This window comes from Saccharopolyspora antimicrobica, assembly GCF_003635025.1.
Taxonomy (GTDB): Bacteria; Actinomycetota; Actinomycetes; order Mycobacteriales; family Pseudonocardiaceae; genus Saccharopolyspora; species Saccharopolyspora antimicrobica.
In genome coordinates, this window is sequence record NZ_RBXX01000002.1 from 3,386,292 (window position 1) to 3,408,113 (window position 21,822).

Below are 21,822 nucleotides of genomic sequence, written 5' to 3' on the forward strand. Positions count from 1 at the left end.
CGAGAGGAGGAACCGATGTCGAAACGACCTGCCCTGGCCCTGCTGGCCTTCTCCAGCCTGATCACCTCGCTGGACTTCACCATCATCTACGTCGCCCTGCCCGACATCGCCCGCGACGTGGGCTTCTCCGCCCACTCCACGCAGTGGGTGGTCAGCGCGTACGCCATCTTCTTCGGCGGGCTCCTGCTGCTGGGCGGGCGGTCGGCCGACCTGCTCGGCAGGCGGCGGATGTTCGTGCTCGGGATGGCGCTGTTCGGCGCCGCATCGCTGCTGGGCGGATTCGCCACTTCCACGACCGCCCTGATCGCGGCGCGGGCGATCCAGGGGATCGGCGCGGCAGTGCTGTTCCCCGCGACGTTGTCACTGGTCAACACCATGTTCGAGGAGGGAAGGCAGCGGATCCGGGCGCTCGCGGTGTGGGCGGGCGCCGGGGCGGGCGGAGTCAGCCTCGGCGCGTTGCTCGGCGGGGTGCTGACCAGCGCGTTCGGCTGGCAGGCGGTGTTCCTGGTCAACGTGCCGCTGGTGATCGCCGGAACGGTGGCGGCATTCCTGGTGCTGCGCGCGGACGGGCCTCGCGACCGCGGGCGCTTCGACGTGCCCGGCGCGATCACCGGAACCGCGGGCACCACCCTGCTGGTGTTCACCGTGGCGCAGGGACCGGAAACCGGGTGGACCTCGGCGCCCGTCCTGATCGGTGGCGTGTCGGCGGTGGTGCTGCTGGCCGCGTTCCTGGTCGTCGAGGCGCGCAGTGCCGGGCCGCTCATGCCGTTGCGGCTGGCGCGAAAGTTGGGCCCGGTGCTCGCCGTCATCTTCGTCTTCGGCGGGACCATGCAGAACGTCGTCTACTTCCTGACGCTGTTCGTGCAGAACGTGTGGCGCTACAGCGCGCTCGTCACCGGGCTGGTCTTCCTGAGCCTCTCGGTGGTCATCGCGACCGCGAACTTCGTCGCCGAGCGGCTCATGGTCCGGATCGGCATCCGCACCACCCTGATCAGCGGTCTGCTGCTCGGCGCGGTCGGCAGTGCGCTGCTGGCCGCGGGGATGGTCGCCGACGGCTCCTACTGGACGATCCTGGCCGGGATCCTGGTCTACGGCGCGGGGATGGGCACCGTGTTCCCGACGGTGTTCGCCGCCGCTGGAACCGGTGTCGCCGAGCAGGAGCAGGGCAGCGCGGGCGGGCTCGCCAACACCGCCCTGCAGGTCGGCACCGGCGTGGGGCTGGCGGTGCTCGTCGGCATCGCGAACGCCGGCTCGGCCGGGCTGGACGGCGAGGCGCTGCGCATCGCGACCGCGGACGGCCTGCGCACCACGGTTGTCGTCTCAGCTGCGCTCACCCTCCTTGGCCTGCTCGCCGCCGTGGCGCTGCCCGGCCGGGCCAAGGCCGACGACACCACAGTGGCCGAACCGGTCGCGGCTGCCTGAACACCCCTGGATCGCGAGAGAAAGCGAGGACACCATGAGCACACCGATGCATCCGTCCTACCGGTGGAACGGCGAGGACCTGGACCTGGACGCCTACCTGGCCCGGATCGGCTTCGAGGGCGACCGCGCGCCGACGCCTGCCACGCTGCGCAGGCTGGTCCACCTGCACACCACGACGATCCCGTTCGAGAACCTGGAGATCATCCTCGGCCGCCCGGTCCTGCTGGACGTGAAGTCGTTGCAGGACAAGCTGGTCCGGCAGCGCCGGGGCGGGTACTGCTTCGAGAACAGCGCGCTGTTCGCGGCTGCGCTGGAAGCGCTTGGCTTCGGCGTCACCGGCTTGAGCGGGCGGATCTTCATCGGCCCGGGGGAAGGACTGCTGCCCGGCACCCACGCGGGGCTGCGCGTGACCACCGCGGCGGACGAGCGGGTCTGGCTCTGCGACGTCGGATTCGGCTCGGGTCCGCTGGCACCGGTCGAGCTGACGCCGGGCGATGACGAGATCGACATCGACGGGTGGCGGTTCCGGCTCGAACTCGGCGCCGACGACTTGGGCGTGCAGGTGGCCACGCTGCACCACTTCTCCCGCAACGGCTGGCAGAACCGGCGCGCGTTCACGATGACACCGCAGTACCGGGTCGACTACGAGGTCGGCAACCACTACGTGTCGACGTCCGCCCATTCGCCGTTCACCACGCGGCCCATCGTCCAGCGGATGCACCCGGAGGTCCACCACATGCTCGACGGCCTCACCCTGAACACCCAGTACCCGGACGGAACCGGCGAAACCCGCGACGTGGAGCGGGCCGACCTGCCGGAGATCCTGTCCGAGACCTTCGACATCGACCTCGACGACGCGGACGCGAAGCAGCTCGTCGAGCAGCCGTGGGGCGCGGACCAGCGCCTTTGAGCACGTCAGGGCCGTGAGCGGTATAGCACCACGAACCGCTCACGGGCCGATGTGGACGTGAGCGGACCAGCGCGAAGGTTCGTCCGGGTAGTGGGCCCGGAGCTGGCGCACCGCGTTGTGCAGCGCGTAGGCCGCGCGGTCGGTGTCGAAGTGGTCGGTGAACAGGTCCGCGTAGACGTCCGCGTGGATCGCCACCGCGCTGTCCTCGTCGACCTCCCACAGGGTGCCGATGGCGTGCGTGTAGCCCGCGAAGCCCAGCGCTCCGGGCAGCGACACCGCCGCCGCGCACGGCTCGTCGGCCGCCGTCGCGCACTGGCCGAGGTAGCAGAACTCCGCCTCGTCCAGCGACACCTGGCCCAGTTCGACCAGGCCCAGCGGGCGCTGCGGCGCTTCGCGGTCCAGCAGCATGCCCGCCGCGGGCTGCGTCGGGAACTGCGAGCTCGGCTCGCACACGTGCAGCCACGGGTGGTTCGGGATCATCCGCAGCATCTCCGCCGCGTTGGCCGTCTCCACTGCGGCGATCTCCGCGGACGGCCAGCGCTGCGCCAGGACCTGGTTCTGCCGCGGCAGCTCGCGCGCCACCAGCTCCGCCGAACCGGCCGCCACCAGCGGCGTTCCCGACTCCGGGACGGGCCGTTCGGTGGCCCGCAGCAGGCAGCCCAGGGTCGGCGCGTAGGAGGACACCACCCGGTCCAAAGTGGACTCGCCGGTGCGCGCGGCCGACGCGTGCACCGGCAGGAACGCCGGGGCGCCGAAGGCGCTCCACCAGATCCGCGGCCACCGGGCGCCCGGCTCCGGGGTGTCCAGGTAGCCCATCCGGTCCAGGACCGGCCGGGTGATGCGGCGCCACGTCCAGTCCAGGCAGTCGGTCAGCACGGCGTGCTGGTCCTGGTGCGCGGCCTCCAGCAGCTCCGCGGCGCGCGCGGCGGTGTTCTCCGGCGTGACGTCGGGCAGCGGCACGGTAAGCACGCGGCCACCGATGATCACCAGCGCGTCGGAGCGGTACCGGCTGAGGTTGATCAGCACCGCCGAGCCGTCCGGCGCGGCGTCGGCCAGCTTCTCGAACGGGATGCGCCGCAGGTGGTCGGGCTGCACCGCGCGGGCTTCGGCCAGCAGCTCCTCCCAGGAGCGGGCCAGCCGCGTCCGGTCGTCGAACTCGGTCAGCCCCGGCTCCGCCACCGGCCGGTCCAGCAGCCGCCGCAGCCGGACCACCTCGTCGGCCAGGTCCGGGTGGGTGCGGTGCAGCCTGCCGAGCTCGCCGCCGGTGGGCAGGAAGTCCGCCAGGATCGCGGAGCGCCCGTGCTCCAGCAGCTCCGCCGCCAGCTCGGGCTCGCCGCTCTCCACCGCGCACGCCGCGGCGTCCGCCGCGATCAGCGCCCAACCCTGCTGCGCGGCGGGTGCCGCCACCACGCGCTTGCCCCTGGTGACCAGCGGCAGCAGCTCCACGGCGTAGGTGAACGACTCCAGCGCCTCCGACCAGCGGCTGGCCTGCGCGCAGATCCGCCCGGCCAGTGCGGCGGCCCGCAACCGCTGGTCGGCGGGGGCGTTGTTCTGCTCCGCGGCCTCCATGAGCACCTTGCGCGCCCACCGGTAGTAGCGGCGGCGCCCGCTGCGCTGGTACAGCGACTGCAGCGCGCGCCCCTGGTGGATCGCCGCGTTCGCGCGCTCGGGAGCGTCCAGCGGCATGGCTTCGAGCGCCTGCTCGAACAGCTCGATGGCGGTCTCGATGTCGCGCGTCCTGGCCGTCAACCGGAACCGGTGCGCCGAGACGATGCCCAGCTGCGTCCACGCGGTGTACTGCGCGGCCGGGCCGCACTTCGCGGCTTCTCGCGCCAGTTCGGCCGCGCGGTCCAGGTCGACGCTGTCGCCGCTGTGCTCGAAGCGCTCGATCAGCGTCGCGATCAGCGCGTTGAGCGCCGCGCCGCGCTGGTCGGCGGCTGCCGCCTCGGTCGCCGCCTCGCCCGCGGTGACAGCGGTGTCGAGCACCTTGGCCTCGGCGCCGTGCAGGAAGTGCCTGCGCAGCAGGGTCGCGTAGCCGGTGAGGGCGATGGCCCGGTTGGTGTCGTCGGCGGACATCGCGCGCACCGCCGGGGCGATCGGGCGCAGCACCCGGCGCAGCTGGCTGGCCTCCCCGCTGGCGTCGACGTGCTCGACGGTGGTGGCGGCCAGGTTCCAGATCGCGGTGCCGAGCAGCGGGTGCCCGGTGTCGAGCACTCCGAGCACCCCGACCACCTCGCTGATCGCCGAGTTGAGGTCGGTCAGGTCGCCGTGCTCCCGGAACCGCAGCCGCAGCGCGCGCGACAGGTGGCACAGCGCCGCGCGGCGCGGATCGCCGTCGGCGAGCGCCCCGGCACCCGAGCCGAGGTGCTTGATCGCCTCGTCCAGGTCGTCCAGCGAACCGCCGCGCTCGTACCGGCGCAGCAGCGCGCCGCCGAGGTTGACCAGCAGCTCGGAGGTGGCCGCGTCGTTGGCCGGGGAGATCCGCGCGGCCTCCCGGAACACGTCGACCGACTCGTCGTCGGAGGCGGCCGAGCCGGCCAGCTGGGCGTGCAGCTTGAGCGCGTTGGCCAGCCTGATCAGCGCCATCGCGCGCCGCTGGTCGCGGCGCGGAGCCTGCTCGACGGCTTGCCGCGCGACCCGCACGCTCTCCGCCGCGTGCGCGGCGCTCTCGGTCTTCGCCGCGAGATCGGCCAGCGCCAGCGCCAGGTTGCACTGGTAGAGGATCCGGTCGCGGTCGGTGTCGTGGGCGGCGGTGGTGGCCGACCGGTAGTAGCCGATGGCGTCCTCGAGATCGGCCAGCTCGCCGGTGCGCAGGTGCGTCAGCTGCGTCGCGCTGCCCAAGTTGTTGAGCACGCCCGCGCGCGCGGGATCGCTCTCCCGCAGCACGCCCGCGGTCGCGCGGAACACCTCGGTGACCCAGGGCAGCTGCTCGAAGTCGAGGGTGGTGACGATCTGGTTCATCGCCGCGATCGCGTCGGCGTAGCGCTGCTCGGCGCTGCGGCGCGGGTCCGGCGCCGAGATCGGGGGTTCCGGGGCCGGGGGCTCGGGAGTCGCTTCCTGTTCGTCGGTGAACCAGCTGGAGCGGGTGCCGCCGCGAGCTCCTTGCCCTCCGGTCCAACGCTGCAGCCCGCCGAAACGCTCGTTCGCGCGGTTTGCATCGTCTGTCATCGGTTGTTCTCCTGTGGCTTGCTCACCGGGGCACCGTTCGGGGAGTTCGGTGGCGTAACACGCTACCGGCGGGCGCAGCCGCCGAATAGACCATGTGCACCACCTGAGATCGCTCCGGTGGGCGTCCGCGGCGCGATCTCCCGATCTCCGAACCTACTCGGCGAGCGGGTCCCGGGGTTCCGGTTGAGATCATTAATACTCACGGCTAACACGCAGTGAAGAGATCATTTCCCGATCGGCCGAACCGGCCGGCGCCGCGGCGGCCGCCAGGCCGGATCCGGCGCGGAATCGGAGTGATCGCCGCCGGTCACCCCGGGTGCCGATTCCGCGGCTCTGCGTGCTCGGGTGCAAATCGGCCTCCCGGTCCGAGATCGCGAATTCGCAGATCGAATTCGCGGTTGGTGATGACCAGCGGTGCCGATGTGAGCACACGGGGTGAGAGACCGAGGACGGCTTCGCCGGATTGACTCCGTTCGGCGCAGTCGCTCCCGGGAATGCGGAAGACCGGTTCCGGCGTTGAGTCGCTCGTCACCCGGACGGCCGCCCCAAGTCGATTCGCCGGGGAGTGTCAAGGGCCGTTCGGAGGGGTGTCGGGAGTGTCGGGAAGAGGTCCCCGGAGCCACCGCCCAATGGTGCTCTGACCTGCTGAAACCGGCTCTCCGGCGGTCACGAGCGGTGATCGTGTTTTGCGCCACGAGGGTGATCGGAGCGTGATCTCTTGACTGGCGGCGCGCTGGGGTTCACTCTGGTGCTCAACGCGGGGCTGGGCCGCCATCGGTGGGCCCCCTCGACAGCTGGCGAGGTTCCGGCTAGACTGCTACTTTGCGCTGCCCTCTTTCCGTCTACTCGTGCACCGGGTCGTAGGATTGCGGGCGCCATTGCACCCTTGACAGCTGTGTTAGCGGACTGTGCGTTTAGCTGACGCGCGCTTTGATGACGCGGCTGTAGCCAGTTCAGAGTCCCGGAAGGACGCATCTTGGCAGTCTCCCGCGCGACCAAGGTCTCTGCAGCTTCCAACTACACGTCGGGGATCCCTGGGGCACCCAAGCGGGTCTCGTTCGCGAACATCCGCGAGCCGTTGAACGTGCCGAACCTGCTAGACCTGCAGATCCAGTCCTTCGAATGGCTCGTCGGCAACGAGGCCTGGTTCCAGCGCCGGGTCGACGCCGGCGAGGAAGTTCCGGTTGGCGGCCTTGAAGAGGTCCTCGGCGAGATCTCCCCGATCGAGGACTTCTCCGGATCGATGTCGCTGTCCTTCTCCGACCCACGCTTCGACGAGGTCAAGGCCTCCGTCGAGGAGTGCAAGGACAAGGACATGACCTACGCCGCGCCGCTGTTCGTCACCGCGGAGTTCACCAACCACACCACTGGCGAGATCAAGAGCCAGACGGTGTTCATGGGTGACTTCCCGATGATGACGGACAAGGGCACCTTCATCATCAACGGCACCGAGCGGGTCGTGGTCTCCCAGCTCGTGCGGTCCCCCGGCGTCTACTTCGACCAGTCGGTCGACAAGACCACGGACAAGGACGTCTTCAGCGTCAAGATCATCCCCAGCCGCGGTGCGTGGCTGGAGTTCGACGTCGACAAGCGCGACACCGTCGGCGTCCGCATCGACCGCAAGCGCCGCCAGCCGGTCACCGTGCTGCTGAAGGCGCTGGGCTGGTCGGCCGAGGCGATCCGCGAGCGGTTCGGCTTCTCCGAGACCCTGATGGCGACCCTGGAGAAGGACCACACCGCAGGCACCGACGAAGCGCTGCTGGACATCTACCGCAAGCTGCGCCCGGGCGAGCCGCCGACCAAGGAGAGCGCGCAGACCCTGCTGGAGAACCTGTTCTTCAAGGAGAAGCGCTACGACCTGGCCCGCGTCGGCCGCTACAAGGTCAACAAGAAGCTCGGCCTGGGCATGCCGTACGAGACCGGCGTGCTGACCGAGGAAGACATCGTCACCACGATCGAGTACCTGGTCCGCCTGCACGCCGGCGAGACCGAGATGCCCGCTCGCGGTGAGGGCGAGGGCGCCACCGTCCCGGTCGAGGTCGACGACATCGACCACTTCGGCAACCGGCGCCTGCGCACCGTGGGCGAGCTGATCCAGAACCAGGTCCGGGTCGGCCTGTCCCGCATGGAGCGCGTCGTCCGCGAGCGGATGACCACCCAGGACGTCGAGGCGATCACCCCGCAGACCCTGATCAACATCCGCCCGATCACGGCGGCGATCCGGGAGTTCTTCGGCACCTCGCAGCTGTCCCAGTTCATGGACCAGACCAACCCGATCGCGGGCCTGACGCACAAGCGCCGGCTCTCCGCGCTCGGCCCGGGCGGTCTGTCCCGTGAGCGCGCGGGCATGGAAGTCCGGGACGTGCACCCCTCGCACTACGGCCGGATGTGCCCGATCGAGACGCCGGAAGGCCCGAACATCGGTCTGATCGGCTCGCTGGCGACCTTCGCCCGCGTCAACCCGTTCGGCTTCATCGAGACGCCGTACCGCAAGGTCGTCGACGGCCGGGTCACCGACCAGATCGACTACCTGACCGCGGACGAGGAAGACCGCTACGTCAAGGCGCAGGCCAACGCGCCGATCGACGACGAGGGCAACTTCGTCGACGACCGCGTGCTGGGTCGGCGGAAGGGCGGCGAGGTCGAGCTGCTCGCCCCGACCGAGATCGACTACATGGACGTCTCGCCGCGGCAGATGGTCTCCGCCGCGACCGCGATGATCCCGTTCCTCGAGCACGACGACGCCAACCGCGCCCTGATGGGTGCGAACATGCAGCGCCAGGCGGTGCCGCTGCTGCGCAGCGAGTCCCCGCTGGTCGGCACCGGCATGGAGCTCCGCGCCGCCGTCGACGCCGGTGACGTGATCACCGCGGAGAAGGCCGGTGTGGTCGAGGAGCTGTGCGCCGACTTCGTGACGATCATGGCCGACGACGGCACCCGCCGCTCGTACCGGATGAACAAGTTCTCGCGGTCCAACCACGGCACTTGCATCAACCAGAAGCCGATCGTCAACGAGGGCGACCGCATCGAGGTCGGTCAGGTCATCGCCGACGGCCCGTGCACCCAGAACGGCGAGATGGCGCTGGGCAAGAACCTGCTCGTCGGCATCATGCCGTGGGAGGGGCACAACTACGAGGACGCGATCATCCTGTCCCAGCGCCTGGTGCAGGACGACGTGCTCACCTCGATCCACATCGAGGAGCACGAGGTCGACGCCCGCGACACCAAGCTGGGCGCCGAGGAGATCACCCGGGACATCCCGAACGTCTCCGACGACGTGCTGGCCGACCTCGACGAGCGCGGCATCATCCGCATCGGTGCCGAGGTCCAGGGCGGCGACATCCTGGTCGGCAAGGTCACCCCGAAGGGCGAGACCGAGCTGACCCCGGAGGAGCGCCTGCTGCGCGCGATCTTCGGCGAGAAGGCCCGCGAGGTCCGCGACACCTCCCTGAAGGTGCCGCACGGCGAGACCGGCAAGGTCATCGGCGTCCGCGTGTTCAACCGCGAGGACGACGACGAGCTGCCCCCGGGCGTCAACCAGCTGGTGCGGGTCTACGTCGCGCAGAAGCGCAAGATCCAGGACGGCGACAAGCTCGCCGGCCGCCACGGCAACAAGGGCGTCATCGGCAAGATCCTGCCCGCCGAGGACATGCCGTTCCTGTCCGACGGCACCCCGCTGGACATCATCCTGAACACCCACGGTGTGCCGCGACGGATGAACATCGGTCAGGTGCTGGAGACGCACCTCGGCTGGATCGCCTCCCAGGGCTGGTCCATCGACGGTGACGCCGACTGGGCCAAGCGCCTGCCGGAGGAGCTCTACGAGGTCGAGCCGGGCACCAACACCGCGAGCCCCGTCTTCGACGGTGCTCGGGAGGAGGAGATCACCGGTCTGCTGGCCTCCACCCTGCCGAACCGCGACGGTGAGCGCATGGTCGGCGGCGATGGCAAGGCCCAGCTGTTCGACGGGCGCAGCGGCGAGCCGTACCCGTACCCGACTGCGGTCGGCTACATGTACATCCTCAAGCTGTCGCACCTGGTGGACGACAAGATCCACGCCCGGTCGACCGGTCCGTACTCGATGATCACCCAGCAGCCGCTGGGCGGTAAGGCGCAGTTCGGTGGTCAGCGCTTCGGTGAGATGGAGTGCTGGGCCATGCAGGCCTACGGCGCCGCCTACACGCTGCAGGAACTGCTCACCATCAAGTCCGACGACGTGGTGGGCCGCGTGAAGGTCTACGAAGCGATCGTCAAGGGCGAGAACATCCCGGAGCCGGGCATCCCGGAGTCCTTCAAGGTGTTGCTGAAGGAGCTCCAGTCGCTGTGCCTGAACGTCGAGGTGCTCTCCAGCGATGGTGCCGCGATCGAGATGCGCGACAGCGAGGACGAGGACCTGGAGCGCGCTGCGGCCAACCTCGGCATCAACCTCTCGCGCAACGAGTCGGCCTCGGTCGACGACCTCGCGCACTGACCCTCGCCGCCGGTCCGCGGGATCGCTCCCGCGGACCGGCGTCCGACCCAACCCTGGCACTCCTGCCGCTAGTCGGCAGACCCTTTCGACCAAGGGAGAAGACCCGACGTGCTTGACGTCAACTTCTTCGATGAACTCCGCATCGGCCTGGCCACGGCCGACGACATCCGCCAGTGGTCGTACGGCGAGGTCAAGAAGCCCGAGACCATCAACTACCGCACCCTGAAGCCGGAGAAGGACGGGCTCTTCTGCGAGAAGATCTTCGGTCCGACCCGGGACTGGGAGTGCTACTGCGGCAAGTACAAGCGCGTCCGCTTCAAGGGCATCATCTGTGAGCGCTGCGGTGTCGAGGTCACCCGCGCCAAGGTGCGCCGCGAGCGGATGGGCCACATCGAGCTGGCCGCCGCCGTCACCCACATCTGGTACTTCAAGGGCGTCCCGTCCCGGTTGGGCTACCTGCTCGACCTGGCCCCCAAGGACCTCGAGAAGATCATCTACTTCGCGGCCTACGTGATCACCGGTGTGAACACCGAGCTGCGGCACAACGACCTGTCGACGCTGGAGAGCGAGATCAGCGTCGAGCGCAAGCGGGTCGCCGACCAGCGCGACTCCGACCTGGAGGCGCGTGCCCAGAAGCTCGAGGCCGACCTCGCCACCCTGGAGGCGGAGGGCGCCAAGAGCGACCAGCGCCGCAAGGTCAAGGAAGGCGCCGAGCGCGAGATGAAGCAGCTGCGCGACCGCGCGCAGCGGGAGCTCGACAAGCTCGACGAGATCTGGGACACCTTCACCAAGCTGGAGCCGCGCCAGCTGATCGCCGACGAGGTCCTGTACCGCGAGCTCTACGACCGGTACGGCGAGTACTTCACCGGCGGCATGGGCGCCGAGGCCATCCAGTCGCTGCTGTCGACCTTCGACATCGGCGCCGAGGCCGAGCTGCTGCGCGAGACCATCCGCAGCGGCAAGGGCCAGAAGAAGCTGCGCGCGCTCAAGCGGCTCAAGGTCGTGGCGGCCTTCCAGGCCACCGGCAACGACCCGAGCGGCATGGTGCTCAACTGCGTGCCGGTCATCCCGCCGGACCTGCGTCCGATGGTGCAGCTGGACGGTGGCCGCTTCGCGACCTCCGACCTCAACGACCTGTACCGCCGGGTGATCAACCGGAACAACCGCCTCAAGCGGCTGATCGACCTCGGCGCGCCCGAGATCATCGTCAACAACGAGAAGCGGATGCTCCAGGAGTCCGTGGACGCGCTGTTCGACAACGGCCGTCGCGGGCGTCCGGTCACCGGCCCGGGCAACCGGCCGCTGAAGTCGCTGTCCGACCTGCTCAAGGGCAAGCAGGGCCGCTTCCGCCAGAACCTGCTGGGCAAGCGCGTCGACTACTCGGGCCGTTCGGTCATCGTGGTCGGCCCGCAGCTGAAGCTGCACCAGTGCGGTCTGCCGAAGGAGATGGCGGTCGAGCTGTTCAAGCCGTTCGTCATGAAGCGGCTGGTCGACCTCAACCACGCGCAGAACATCAAGTCCGCCAAGCGGATGGTGGAGCGCCAGCGCCCGCAGGTGTGGGACGTGCTGGAAGAGGTCATCGCCGAGCACCCGGTGCTGCTCAACCGCGCACCCACGCTGCACCGCCTCGGCATCCAGGCCTTCGAGCCGCAGCTGGTCGAGGGCAAGGCGATCCAGCTGCACCCGCTGGTCTGCGAGGCGTTCAACGCGGACTTCGACGGTGACCAGATGGCGGTGCACCTGCCGCTGTCGGCCGAGGCCCAGGCCGAGGCCCGGATCCTGATGCTCTCCAGCAACAACATCCTGTCCCCGGCGTCCGGTCGCCCGCTGGCGATGCCGCGCCTGGACATGGTGACCGGCCTGTACCACCTGACCAAGCAGGTGGACGGCGCCAAGGGCGAGGGCCTGGCGTTCTCGTCGGTCGGCGAGGCCATCATGGCCTTCGACCGCGGTGTGCTGGGGCTGCAGGCCAAGATCAAGATCCGGCTGAAGGACGTCGTGCCGCCGCGCGGGAACACCCCGGAGGGCTGGGAGCCCGGTCAGCCGTGGCTGGCCGAGACCACCCTGGGCCGGGTGTTCTTCAACGAGCTGCTGCCCGAGGACTACCCGTTCGTCGACGACCTGCTGCCGAAGAAGAAGCAGGCCGCGATCGTCAACGACCTCGCCGAGCGGTACCCGATGGTCACCGTCGCCCAGACGCTGGACAAGCTGAAGGACGCCGGCTTCCACTGGGCGACCCGTTCGGGCGTGACCGTGTCGATCACCGACGTGGTCGTGCCGCCGAACAAGACCGAGATCCTCGACGGCTACGAGGCCAAGGCCGACCAGGTCGAGAAGCGGTACCGCCGCGGTGCGCTGTCCTACCAGGAGCGCAACGCCGAGCTGGTCAAGGTCTGGACGGCGGCCAAGGACGAGGTCGCCGAGGCGATGGAGACCAACTTCCCGGAGGACAACTCGATCAGCACGATCGTGAAGTCCGGGGCCGCCGGTAACATGACGCAGGTCGTGCAGCTGGCCGGTATGCGTGGTCTGGTGTCGAACCCGAAGGGTGAGTACATCCCGCGCCCGATCAAGGCGAACTTCCGCGAGGGCCTGTCCGTGCTGGAGTACTTCATCTCCAACCACGGTGCCCGCAAGGGTCTCGCCGACACGGCGCTGCGCACCGCCGACTCGGGTTACCTGACCCGTCGTCTGGTGGACGTCTCGCAGGACGTCATCGTCCGCGAGACCGACTGCGGCACCGAGCGCGGCATCAAGATGCCGATCGCGGAGCTGCTGCCGGACGGCAAGCTGCTGCGCGACCCGCACGTCGAGACCAGCGTCTACGCCCGCACCACGGCCGAGGACGTCACCGACGCCGACGGCAACATCGTGCTGGCCCGCGGTTCGGACCTGGGTGACCCGGCGATCGAGAAGCTGCTCGCCGCCAGCGTCACCAAGGTCAAGGTCCGCAGCGTCCTGACCTGCGAGTCCGGCGTGGGCGTCTGCTCGGTCTGCTACGGCCGCTCGATGGCCACCGGCAAGCTGGTGGACGTCGGCGAGGCCGTCGGCATCGTCGCCGCCCAGTCGATCGGTGAGCCGGGTACGCAGCTGACGATGCGTACCTTCCACCAGGGCGGTGTCGCGGGTGACGACATCACCACCGGTCTGCCGCGTGTCCAGGAGCTGTTCGAGGCCCGCGTCCCGAAGGGCAAGGCCCCGATCGCCGACACCTCCGGCCGGATCCGGATGGAGGACAACGACCGCTACTGGAAGATCACCATCATTCCGGACGACGGCGGCGAGGAGATCGTCTACGACAAGCTGTCCAAGCGGCAGCGGCTCGCGGCGATCTCGGTGGACGGCAGCGAGCGGCAGATCTCCGACGGCGACCACGTCGAGGTCGGTCAGCAGCTGCTCGAAGGTGCCGTCGACCCGCACGAGGTGCTGCGCGTGATGGGCCCGCGCGAGGCCCAGCTGCATCTGGTGCGCGAGGTGCAGGAGGTGTACCGGTCGCAGGGTGTGGGCATCCACGACAAGCACGTCGAGGTCATCGTCCGCCAGATGCTGCGCCGCGTCATCATCATCGACTCGGGTGCCACCGAGTTCCTGCCCGGTTCGCCGGTGGAGCGCTCGGTGTTCGAGTCGGAGAACCGCCGCGTCGTCGCTGAGGGCGGGGACCCGGCCTCCGGCCGCCCGGTGCTGATGGGTATCACCAAGGCGTCGCTGGCCACCGAGTCGTGGCTGTCGGCGGCCTCCTTCCAGGAGACGACCCGCATCCTCACCAACGCCGCTATCGAGGGCGCGAGTGACAAGCTGGTCGGCCTGAAGGAGAACGTGATCATCGGTAAGTTGATCCCGGCTGGTACGGGCATCAACCGGTACCGCAACATCCAGGTGCAGCCGACGGAGGAGGCGCGGGCCGCGGCGTACGCGATCCCGTCCTACGACGACAGCTACTACACCCCGGATGTCTTCGGCGCCGGCACCGGTGCAGCCGTCCCGCTGGACGACTACGACTTCGGGCGCGACTACCGCTGACCCGAAGCTGAGCCGAAGGGCCCCTGTCCGACTCCTCCGGACAGGGGCCCTTTGCCGTCCCGGGATTTCCCGCCGGCGAGCAGGAGTGCTGGTCAGGTGCGGGAGGATGTCCCAGCCCCAGGACGGGACGCGATTGCCTTGCGCTTCGCGCCGTTCGCCCAGCACGGTCGAAGAGCTCGCTGGGAACGCCGAACGTCTGCACGCGCAGCCGCTCTCGGACGCTCAGGAGCGGACGCTGGAGGAACTCCGGACCGAGGTGAACGCCCTCTTCGAGGGGGAGGCCAAGGCCCTCATCGCCACCCTCGGCCCGGTGGAGATCGAGGCCGTCAGGAAGACGGACTGCCAGTGCAGCACGAAGAGCGATTACTGCTGGATGGGGTGCGTCCCCAGCGACGACTGCCGCAGGGTGAGCGGGTGTGGCACGGGCTGGGCCTACACCTGCAACGGGTGGTGCGAAGGCCCCTGATCCGCAGCCGAAGGGCCCCTGTCCGCCGGGCAGGGGCCTTCGTCGTCGTTCGAAACAATACAGATCTGTCGTGTATTGTTTTGGCATGAGCTCGAACGACGAAGCACCGGCCGCCCGTTCTCCTGGGCGGCCGCGGAGTGCCGCGGTGGACGAGGCGATCCTCGGCGCGGCGATCGACCTGCTGGTCGAGCAGGGTGTCGGCCAGGTCAGCATCAAGCAGGTGGCGCAGCGGGCCGGGGTGACCCGGGACGCGGTGTACCGGCGCTTCCCGGACCTGACCGCGCTGCTGGTGCGGGCGGTGGAGTGGGAGTACCGCGACGCCGAGCCGGTGGAGTGGCCGGACCTCGACAGCATGATCGCGGGACTGGCCGGGCAGCTGAGCCGTCCTCGCGACCGGAAGCTGTTCCGCCGCCTCTACGCGGCGGTGGACGACTTCCCGGCGCTGCTGCACGCCTACGCCGAGGCGCACGGCCGGCGCCGCGTAGAGGCCGCGCTCGCCGCACTGGCGCGCGCCCAGCGGCTGGGCGAGCTGCCGCCACACGCGGACCCCGTTGTGCTGCAACAGGTTCTCGCCGGTGCCGCGGTGCACTACGTGAGCGTCAACCCGGACGACAGCGGGGAAGAGGCGATCAGGGCCTACTTCGCCGAGGTCCTCCAGCAGGTCGGTTACCGCCCCGCGAGCGAAGGAGAGCACGGCGATGAATGACAACCCCCGGATAGCCCTGGCGGGCATGCCGGCTTACGGCCACCTCAACCCGAGCCTGCCGATCGTTCGCGAGCTGACCAGCAGGGGCGTCGGGATCACCTACTACACCGGCGGCGAGTTCCGGGAGCCGGTCGAGGCGGCGGGCTGCGAGTTCCGCGAGTACCCGCGCGACGTGTTCGGCTCGGCGACCATCGCGGAGGCCACCCGGCTCGGCGGCCCGGTCCGGGTGGCGGGCGAGGTGCTGAAGGCGGCCGAGGAGTTCGTCCCGTTCCTGCTGGCCGAGTTCGGGGCGGAACGGCCCGATGCGGTCGTGTTCGACTCCAACGCGCTCTGGGGCCGGATGGCCGCGGCGAAGCTGGGCCTGCCGATGATCTCGCTGATGACCACGGTCATGATCGGCACCAAGGAGATGCCCGGCATGACCTTCCGGGAGTGGAGCCGCATGCTCCGCGAGATCATCCCGAACGTCACCGGCCCGATCGCGACGCGGCGGCGGGTGCAGCGGCGGTTCGGCAAGGAGACCTACCCGTCGGGAGGTCTGCCGATGCGCGGTGACCTGACGATCTTCCCGGTCCCGGAGTGGATGCAGCCGCCCAGCCCGAGCATCGACGCCACCTGCCACTTCGTCGGGCCCACGATCTCCGCCGGAGGCCAGCGCCTCGACCCCGAGCTGGCGCGGTTCCTGGACGGCCCCGGCCCGCTGGTCCTGGTGTCGCTGGGCACGCTCCACACCGGCACCGAAGCCTTCTTCCGCACCTGCTTCGAGGCGCTGGGCGACCTGCCGATCCGCGCCCTGCTCGCGACGGGCTCCCGCTCCGACCCGGCCCTGCTGGGCGAGCCACCGGAGAACATCCTGCTCCGCCCCTCGGTGCCGCAGCTGGAGGTGCTCCGGAGGACGGCGGCCTTCGTCACGCACGGAGGGATGAACAGCGCCCTGGAAGGCCTCGCGTGCGGAGTCCCGCTCGTCGTCGTCCCCCAGCAGGCGGAACAACTCCTCATCGGCAAGGCCATCGCGGACCGAGGCGCGGCCACCGTCCTCCGTCAAAGCCTCTCCAACCGCCCGGTCCCACCGGAGGAACTGCGCGCAGCGGTCCGCCGAGCCCTGACGGACGCGACCCACCGCACCGCGGCCCGCCATCTGGGAGCCACCCTCAGCGAAGGAGGCGGAGCCCCAACAGCAGCCGACCACATCCAGAACTTCCTCAAAACCACAGCTCTGAACGACAACTGAGGTACCTGGGGCCTTTCGGGCAGTGACCGTACTCCCTCAGCCGGACGAGACCCCAAGCCTCCGAGCGAGAGGCGGTGAACCTCCGCGATTTCGGTTGAAATCGGATTTCCGCCACCGCAGGCTCCGTCAACAACGCAACAGATCCGATTTCAATTGAAATCGCTACACCCCTCAAGGTGACCACCTACCGCTTTGAACCCGACGCAACCCCGTTCACAGTCGCACGACACCCCGCAACGTTAGTCCGGTATCACCACTGAAGGATCAGCGGTGATGCTGAGAAGACCTGGTCACCAGAGTGCTGTCGGGCACGGACCGGGTCGGGCACACAGCGGCAGGTGGTCACCCTGGGTGGTGCAGCGATTTCAATTGAAATTGGATTCGTCGCGTCCACGACGGCACCTCGCGGTGGGGAGAATCCAATTTCAACCGAAATCGCGGAGGTTCACCACTGTTCGATCAGCGGCGCAGGGGTAATTCCGTGCGGAGTCGCCAACGCGCCACGCGACAGCGCCCCAGCCCGGAGCGGTGCCGGGATGGGGCGCGATTCACGAGTGATCAGGGGTCGAGCCGCGGAGGTTCTCCTGTTTCCGTGTCCCAGCGGGTGCTCAGGGGCCATTCTCGTTCGGGCCGGTGCGGGTGGATGCCGACGACCGCCAGGGGCGGCAGGTCGTCGCGCAGCTCCAGCCACTGCTCGTGGGTCAGTTCCAGGAAGCGCAGGCCTTCGAGCTCGGTCACGGCGGTGAGGTCCGCGATGGACGCGTCCGCGATGTCCAGCGCCCAGAGGCGGGGCACCGCCCGCAGCGGGGCCAGGTCGACCGGCTGGGTGGAGGACACCGACAGCGAGCGGAGTTCCGGGTGACCGGCCAGGCCCGCGAGGTCGGCGGCACCCAGCTCGAGTTCGAGGTACTCGACCGGACGTTCGCGCAGCGGGCTCAGATCGAGCGGTCCGCCGCCTGACAGCGACAGCGAACGCACGTTGGGGACTGCGGCGAGGAAGGCGAGGTCGTCAACGTCGGACACCCTGACCTTCTGCACCTGAGGGCGCGCCTGCTCCGTTTCCGCGTCGGCCGACGCGCCGTCGGTGTACCAGGTGCGCTCGCTGTCGACCGCAAGACCGTTCGGCAGGTCGGCCTCGATCCAGATGCTCTGGTCGTGCACGCGGTAGTCGCCGCGTTCCAGCGCCTCCACCTGGCGGCGCAGGAGCGTGGTCACCGAGTCGGCGACGTACAGCGGCCCGTCCGAGTAGTCGACGCCGATCGCGATGACCTGCCCCGGACGCCCCTCCGGGCCGGGGTCCATGTCCACGGCGAGCCAGTTGCCGCCGGTGTCGTTCGCGAACTGGATCCAGCCCGGTCGCAGCACCGAGCGCCGGACGGCGTTCGAGGGCTCGGAGTCGAAGACCACGCGGCGCTGCGGCTCGTACTCCCAGTCCAGGGCGAGCAGCCAGTCCTCCTCCTCGTCGCCGATGTGCTCCAGCGAGTGCCACGGGTGCCTGTCGAAGATGGGATTGATGATCTCGTAGCCCTCGCCGTCCGCGATGCCGTAGAGCGCGCGGAGGTCGGGAGGGAACTCGAAGCCCAGGCGCTCCTCCGCATCGGCGAGATCCTCTTCGGTCGCAGGTTCGGGAAGCTCTTCCTCGAATCCGAGGATCTCCGCCACCCGCCGCCGGTACTCGTGGAAGAGGCGCACCGCCTCGTCCGGATCACCGGCGGGCACCGCGTTCGCAGGCCCCTCCTGCTCGTCGCCCCGGTCGGGCACGAGGAATTCGTCGTCGATCTCGTAGAGCGTCGGTTCGTTCACAGCGGGAAGTGCGGTCATGTCCGGAAACTAGTGGCCACCTCCGACGCTGTTCGGCGCATCGGTGTGAGGTGGGCGGTTTTGGTGTCGATCGGGGCTTTTGCTCGTTACGGCGTGCGGCGGCAGGAATGACCGCGTTGATGGGGATTGGCCGTGGTGAACCAACAGAACGAGATGCTGCGTCCTGCGCATCCGCCGACGGCGTTACTGCTGGGATCGGGCACCGGCGTGCTGCTGCTCCTGTGCGCGCTCCTCGTGCGGTTGAGGCCGGTGCGGGTCTGGTGCGAAGGTGTGCCGTGGAGTCCGCAGCCGGTGCAGGGCGCCCTTGCGGTGGGCGCGGAAAGCGGCCGCGAGATTCGGCGGCGCTGCTACCCGTGGTGATCGGGTGATCGCGCTCGGAGCGTGTTTTCGCAGGGTGCCGGGGTTGTGGGGCGCTTCGGGTTGCCGATCGCGCTCTGCTGCGGGTTACGGTGGCGGCGGTCGGTTCCGGCCGGCGGCGCGGGTGCGCCGTGTCGTCGAGGGGCCGACACGGCGCACCCGGCTGTCAGGTGATCAGCTCTCGAGCTCGGCGAGGGCCTTGCGGACCCGCTCGACCTCGGCCTCCAGCTCGGCGAGCTTGGCCTCGTGCTGCTGGCGGGCCTGGTTGATCACGCCCTCGATGGTGTCCGAGATGTCCTGGTGCAGCTCGGCGGCGGCCTTGGACACCGCGGCGGCGGCGACCGGCAGGCTCTGCACGACGCGCTTGCCGGCGTGCATCAGGTCGGCCTGCCACTCACCGTCGGCGGTGCCGGTGACCGTCAGCGTGAGCTCGACGGTGCGGGTCTTCTTCGCGGTGCTCTGCTTGCGCGCCCGCGGCTTCTTGGGGGCCTCCTCGGCCGGTGCCGCCTCCGCCTCCGGCTGAGGCTGCGGGGTGGCCGGGGCGTCCGCGGTCGGCTCGACCGGGGACGGCGCCGACTCGGGCTGGGTCGCGGCGTTCTCGGTGCTCGACTGTTCCTCGGTCAACTGTGTCTCCTGTGTCTCGCTGCGGGGAAGACCAGAATAGAACAGGTGTTCCCCTGGTGTGCTGTGGACATACCGGGCGTCCGCCCGATCGGGTCACCGCTGCAGGACGGCGACCAGTGCTTGCAGCGCGGGGCGGAAGGCGTGCTCCGCCGGAGCGGCGTAACCGACCACCACGCCGGGTGGGTGGTCTCCCGCGCGCACCCAGTGCGGCCCGAGTACCTCAAGTTCCACCGAGTGCTCCCGCGCCCGGGTCAGGACTTCTCGCTCCGTCGGTCCCTCCGGGTCGAGCTGCAAGGTGACGTGCAGTCCGGCCGAGATCCCGGCCGGGTGCGGCCGGTGGTTCGCGCGCAGGTCGTCCAGCGCGGCGGTGAGCAGCTCCAGCCGCTTCCGGTACGCCGCGCGCGATCGGCGGACGTGCTGATCGTATGCGCCCGAGCGGATCAGCTCCGCCATGGCCAGCTGTTCGAACAGCGGCGCGTGCAGGCCGCTGTGGATCTTCAACCGGCGGACCGGCCCGACCAGCTGCGGAGGCAGCGCCAGCCACGCCAGCCGCAGCGCCGGGGCGAGCGTCTTGCTGGCCGTGCCCGCGTAGGCGACGTGGTTCGGCGCCATGCCCTGCAGCGAGCCGATGGGCTGCCGGTCGAAGCGGAACTCGCCGTCGTAGTCGTCCTCGACGACCAGCAGGTCCTCGTCCTTGGCCCGCTGCACCAGCGCCATCCGCCGCGCGGAGCTCAGCGCGACGCCGAGCGGGAACTGGTGCGCCGGGGTGACCACCACGGCCCCGCTGCGCACCTGCGCGACGTCGATGCCGTCATCGTCGACGGGCACGCCGCGCACGGCCATGCCGAGGCTGGCGGGGATGGTCCGCAGCTGCGGCGCGGACGGGTCCTCGAAGTCGATCGAGTCCACGCCCTGGTCGTGAAGGGCCTTGCTGAGCAGCGACAACGCCTGCGTGTAGCCGTTGCAGACGATGATCCGCTCCGGCGCGGTGGCCACCGCGCGAACCCGCGCGAGGTAGTCGGCGAGCGCTTCGCGCAGCAGCGGGTGCCCCTGCGGATCGCCGTAGTCGAGGTCGTCGGCGGGGATGTCCCGCATGGCCCGCCGACTCGCGGCCAGCCAGTCCCGGCGCGGGAAGGCGCTGAGATCCGGCCGCCCGGGTCGGAAGTCCCACCGCGCGGCGGCCGGCGCCGGGTTCGGCGGGGAATCGACCGGATCGGGCTCGGCGAGCCGCTCGGCCACCGTGGTCGGAGCGCCCTGCCGGGACAGCAGGAAGCCCTCGGCGATCAGCTGGTCGTAGGCGCGGGTCACGGTGCCGCGCGCGACGCCCAGCTCCTGCGCCAGCACCCGGGTCGACGGCACCCGGGAACCGGCGGGGAGCAGCCCGTCGCGGATCGCAGTGCGCAGCGCCTCGGCCAACCCGCGGCTGTCCGGCCGTCCCCGAGCCAAGCCCAGATCAGCAGGGGACCATCCAACCGTCACGCCTCCCGACCCTAGTACCCACCACTGCCACCGCGGACGGGTGGCGATCGCCGAAATGTCCGGTAATGGCCCGGGGTGATCATCACTACACGCTTGGTTGCCGAATCCGGCCCCGCGCCTGGTCCGCCGTTGATACTGTGCCCAGCTGCGGCAGATCTTGAGCCGCGATGCGGCGTGGGGTTGAGCGTTGTGGGGGAGCGACGTGCCGGAAGATTTCGGTAGGGACATCGGCGCTACTGAGCGGATGGTCCGCGAGTGGCAGGAGAGGGCTGCGGAGAAGGCCGAGAAGTTCGGTCGGATGCAGCAGCAGATCCAGCAGATCTCGGCCACCGAGTCGTCCAAGGACGGCGCCATCCAGGTGACGGTCGGCTCCGGCGGCATGCTGGAGTCCCTGCAGCTGTTGGAGGCCGCGAGCAACCGCCCGATGGCGAAGCTGGGCGCCGAGATCATGCGGATGGTGCAGGCCGCGCAGGCGAAGATCCCGGAGCTGATGCAGCAGGCGGTCGCCGACACCGTCGGACTGGAGGACACCGCCGCCCAGCACGTTCTCGGTCAGGCCCGCAAGTACTTCCCGGAACCGCCCGAGGACGAGCCCGAGCCGGAGCGCACCAGCAACCTGCGCGAGATGCAGGTGCCGATGGAGGACGACTACGAGGAGCCGCAGCGCAGGCAGGCCCCGGTGCCACCGCAGCGGCCCGCCGCGCCGCCGCGGGAGCAGCAGCCGCCCCGCCGCCCGGCCGACGACTTCGACGACGACGACTTCGGCAGCGGTTCGTTCCTGCGCTGACCCCGCCGAGCCCGACCCGAGGAAGCTCCTGCGATGCCCGACGAGATGAACGTCGTCATTGAGAACCTGCGCTCCCACGCGTCCAAAGTGGATGGTGTGGTGGACCAGCTGAACGTGGCGGTCGACGCGTCGCAGCAGGTCTCGCTGAACAACGACGCCTACGGGATCCTGTGCCGCCCGTTCGCCTGGATGATCGACCCGGTCGAGCAGTACGGCATCGAAACCCTGCAGAAATCGGTCGAAGCCATGCAGGAGGTCGCGGAGAACGTGCGCGGCGCGGCGGAGGACTACCAGGCCGTCGACGACGACAACAGCGACGCGATCGGGAGCATCGAGGTATGAGCAGCGCCGTGTCGACCC

General features: G+C 69.8%; 14 protein-coding genes. 10 read left to right on the plus strand and 4 right to left on the minus strand.

Features of this window, described 5'->3' with window-relative positions; genetic code table 11:
* The first annotated feature begins 15 nt into the window (after window positions 1–15).
* Window positions 16–1,422 (plus strand): MFS transporter, encoded by a 1,407-nt coding sequence (locus ATL45_RS16570; RefSeq protein WP_093155267.1) that lies wholly within the window; start codon window positions 16–18, stop codon window positions 1,420–1,422.
* A gap of 34 nt (window positions 1,423–1,456) precedes the next feature.
* Window positions 1,457–2,332, plus strand: coding sequence for an arylamine N-acetyltransferase family protein (locus ATL45_RS16575; protein ID WP_093155265.1), 876 nt, complete (start codon window positions 1,457–1,459; stop codon window positions 2,330–2,332).
* 39 nt (window positions 2,333–2,371) lie between these two features.
* Here the strand turns inward: ATL45_RS16575 and ATL45_RS16580 are convergent, their stop codons facing one another.
* Window positions 2,372–5,500 carry a CHAT domain-containing protein gene (locus ATL45_RS16580; RefSeq protein WP_093155264.1) on the minus strand — a complete coding sequence of 1,043 codons (3,129 nt, stop codon included), beginning with the start codon at window positions 5,498–5,500 and terminating at the stop codon, window positions 2,372–2,374.
* A 976-nt stretch (window positions 5,501–6,476) separates the two neighbouring features.
* Between ATL45_RS16580 and rpoB the strand changes: the two genes are divergently transcribed.
* The 5 genes from rpoB (at window position 6,477) to ATL45_RS16605 (ending at window position 16,394) form a co-directional block, all read left to right on the plus strand.
* Window positions 6,477–9,971 (plus strand): DNA-directed RNA polymerase subunit beta, encoded by a 3,495-nt coding sequence (gene rpoB, locus ATL45_RS16585; RefSeq protein ID WP_093155263.1) that lies wholly within the window; start codon window positions 6,477–6,479, stop codon window positions 9,969–9,971.
* Between the two features lie 108 nt (window positions 9,972–10,079).
* Window positions 10,080–13,991 (plus strand): DNA-directed RNA polymerase subunit beta', encoded by a 3,912-nt coding sequence (locus ATL45_RS16590; RefSeq protein ID WP_093155261.1) that lies wholly within the window; start codon window positions 10,080–10,082, stop codon window positions 13,989–13,991.
* Between the two features lie 106 nt (window positions 13,992–14,097).
* A complete protein-coding gene (locus tag ATL45_RS16595; RefSeq protein ID WP_093155260.1) occupies window positions 14,098–14,457 on the plus strand; it encodes a bacteriocin fulvocin C-related protein in 360 nt (119 codons plus the stop codon).
* Window positions 14,458–14,542: 85 nt separating this feature from the next.
* Entirely contained in the window at window positions 14,543–15,163 is a 621-nt protein-coding gene (locus tag ATL45_RS16600) for a TetR/AcrR family transcriptional regulator (RefSeq protein WP_093155259.1), read from the plus strand.
* The gene (locus tag ATL45_RS16605; protein WP_246025388.1) at window positions 15,156–16,394 is read left to right on the plus strand and encodes a macrolide family glycosyltransferase; all 1,239 of its coding nucleotides are present in this window, start codon (window positions 15,156–15,158) and stop codon (window positions 16,392–16,394) included. Before ATL45_RS16600 ends, ATL45_RS16605 begins: the two co-directional genes overlap by 8 nt.
* Before the next feature lie 558 nt (window positions 16,395–16,952).
* Here ATL45_RS16605 and ATL45_RS16610 read toward each other — a convergent pair.
* Entirely contained in the window at window positions 16,953–18,215 is a 1,263-nt protein-coding gene (locus ATL45_RS16610; protein ID WP_093155256.1) for an SMI1/KNR4 family protein, read from the minus strand.
* Between the two features lie 132 nt (window positions 18,216–18,347).
* Here ATL45_RS16610 and ATL45_RS16615 point away from each other — a divergent pair, with 132 nt between their 5' ends.
* On the plus strand, window positions 18,348–18,575 hold the full coding sequence (locus tag ATL45_RS16615) for a hypothetical protein (protein ID WP_147452915.1): 228 nt from the start codon (window positions 18,348–18,350) through the stop codon (window positions 18,573–18,575).
* Window positions 18,576–18,746: 171 nt separating this feature from the next.
* Here ATL45_RS16615 and ATL45_RS16620 read toward each other — a convergent pair whose 3' ends face one another.
* Window positions 18,747–19,196 (minus strand): DUF6319 family protein, encoded by a 450-nt coding sequence (locus ATL45_RS16620; protein WP_093155253.1) that lies wholly within the window; start codon window positions 19,194–19,196, stop codon window positions 18,747–18,749.
* Window positions 19,197–19,289: 93 nt separating this feature from the next.
* A complete protein-coding gene (gene pdxR, locus ATL45_RS16625) occupies window positions 19,290–20,675 on the minus strand; it encodes a MocR-like pyridoxine biosynthesis transcription factor PdxR (RefSeq protein ID WP_093155252.1) in 1,386 nt (461 codons plus the stop codon).
* Between the two features lie 202 nt (window positions 20,676–20,877).
* On the opposite strand from pdxR, the gene ATL45_RS16630 reads away from it, so the two are divergent.
* Together ATL45_RS16630 and ATL45_RS16635 are read left to right on the plus strand one after the other, a co-directional pair.
* Entirely contained in the window at window positions 20,878–21,462 is a 585-nt protein-coding gene (locus ATL45_RS16630) for a YbaB/EbfC family nucleoid-associated protein (protein WP_177242010.1), read from the plus strand.
* Window positions 21,463–21,495: 33 nt separating this feature from the next.
* The gene (locus ATL45_RS16635) at window positions 21,496–21,804 is read left to right on the plus strand and encodes an ESX-1 secretion-associated protein (RefSeq protein ID WP_093155249.1); all 309 of its coding nucleotides are present in this window, start codon (window positions 21,496–21,498) and stop codon (window positions 21,802–21,804) included.
* Window positions 21,805–21,822 lie beyond the last annotated feature (18 nt).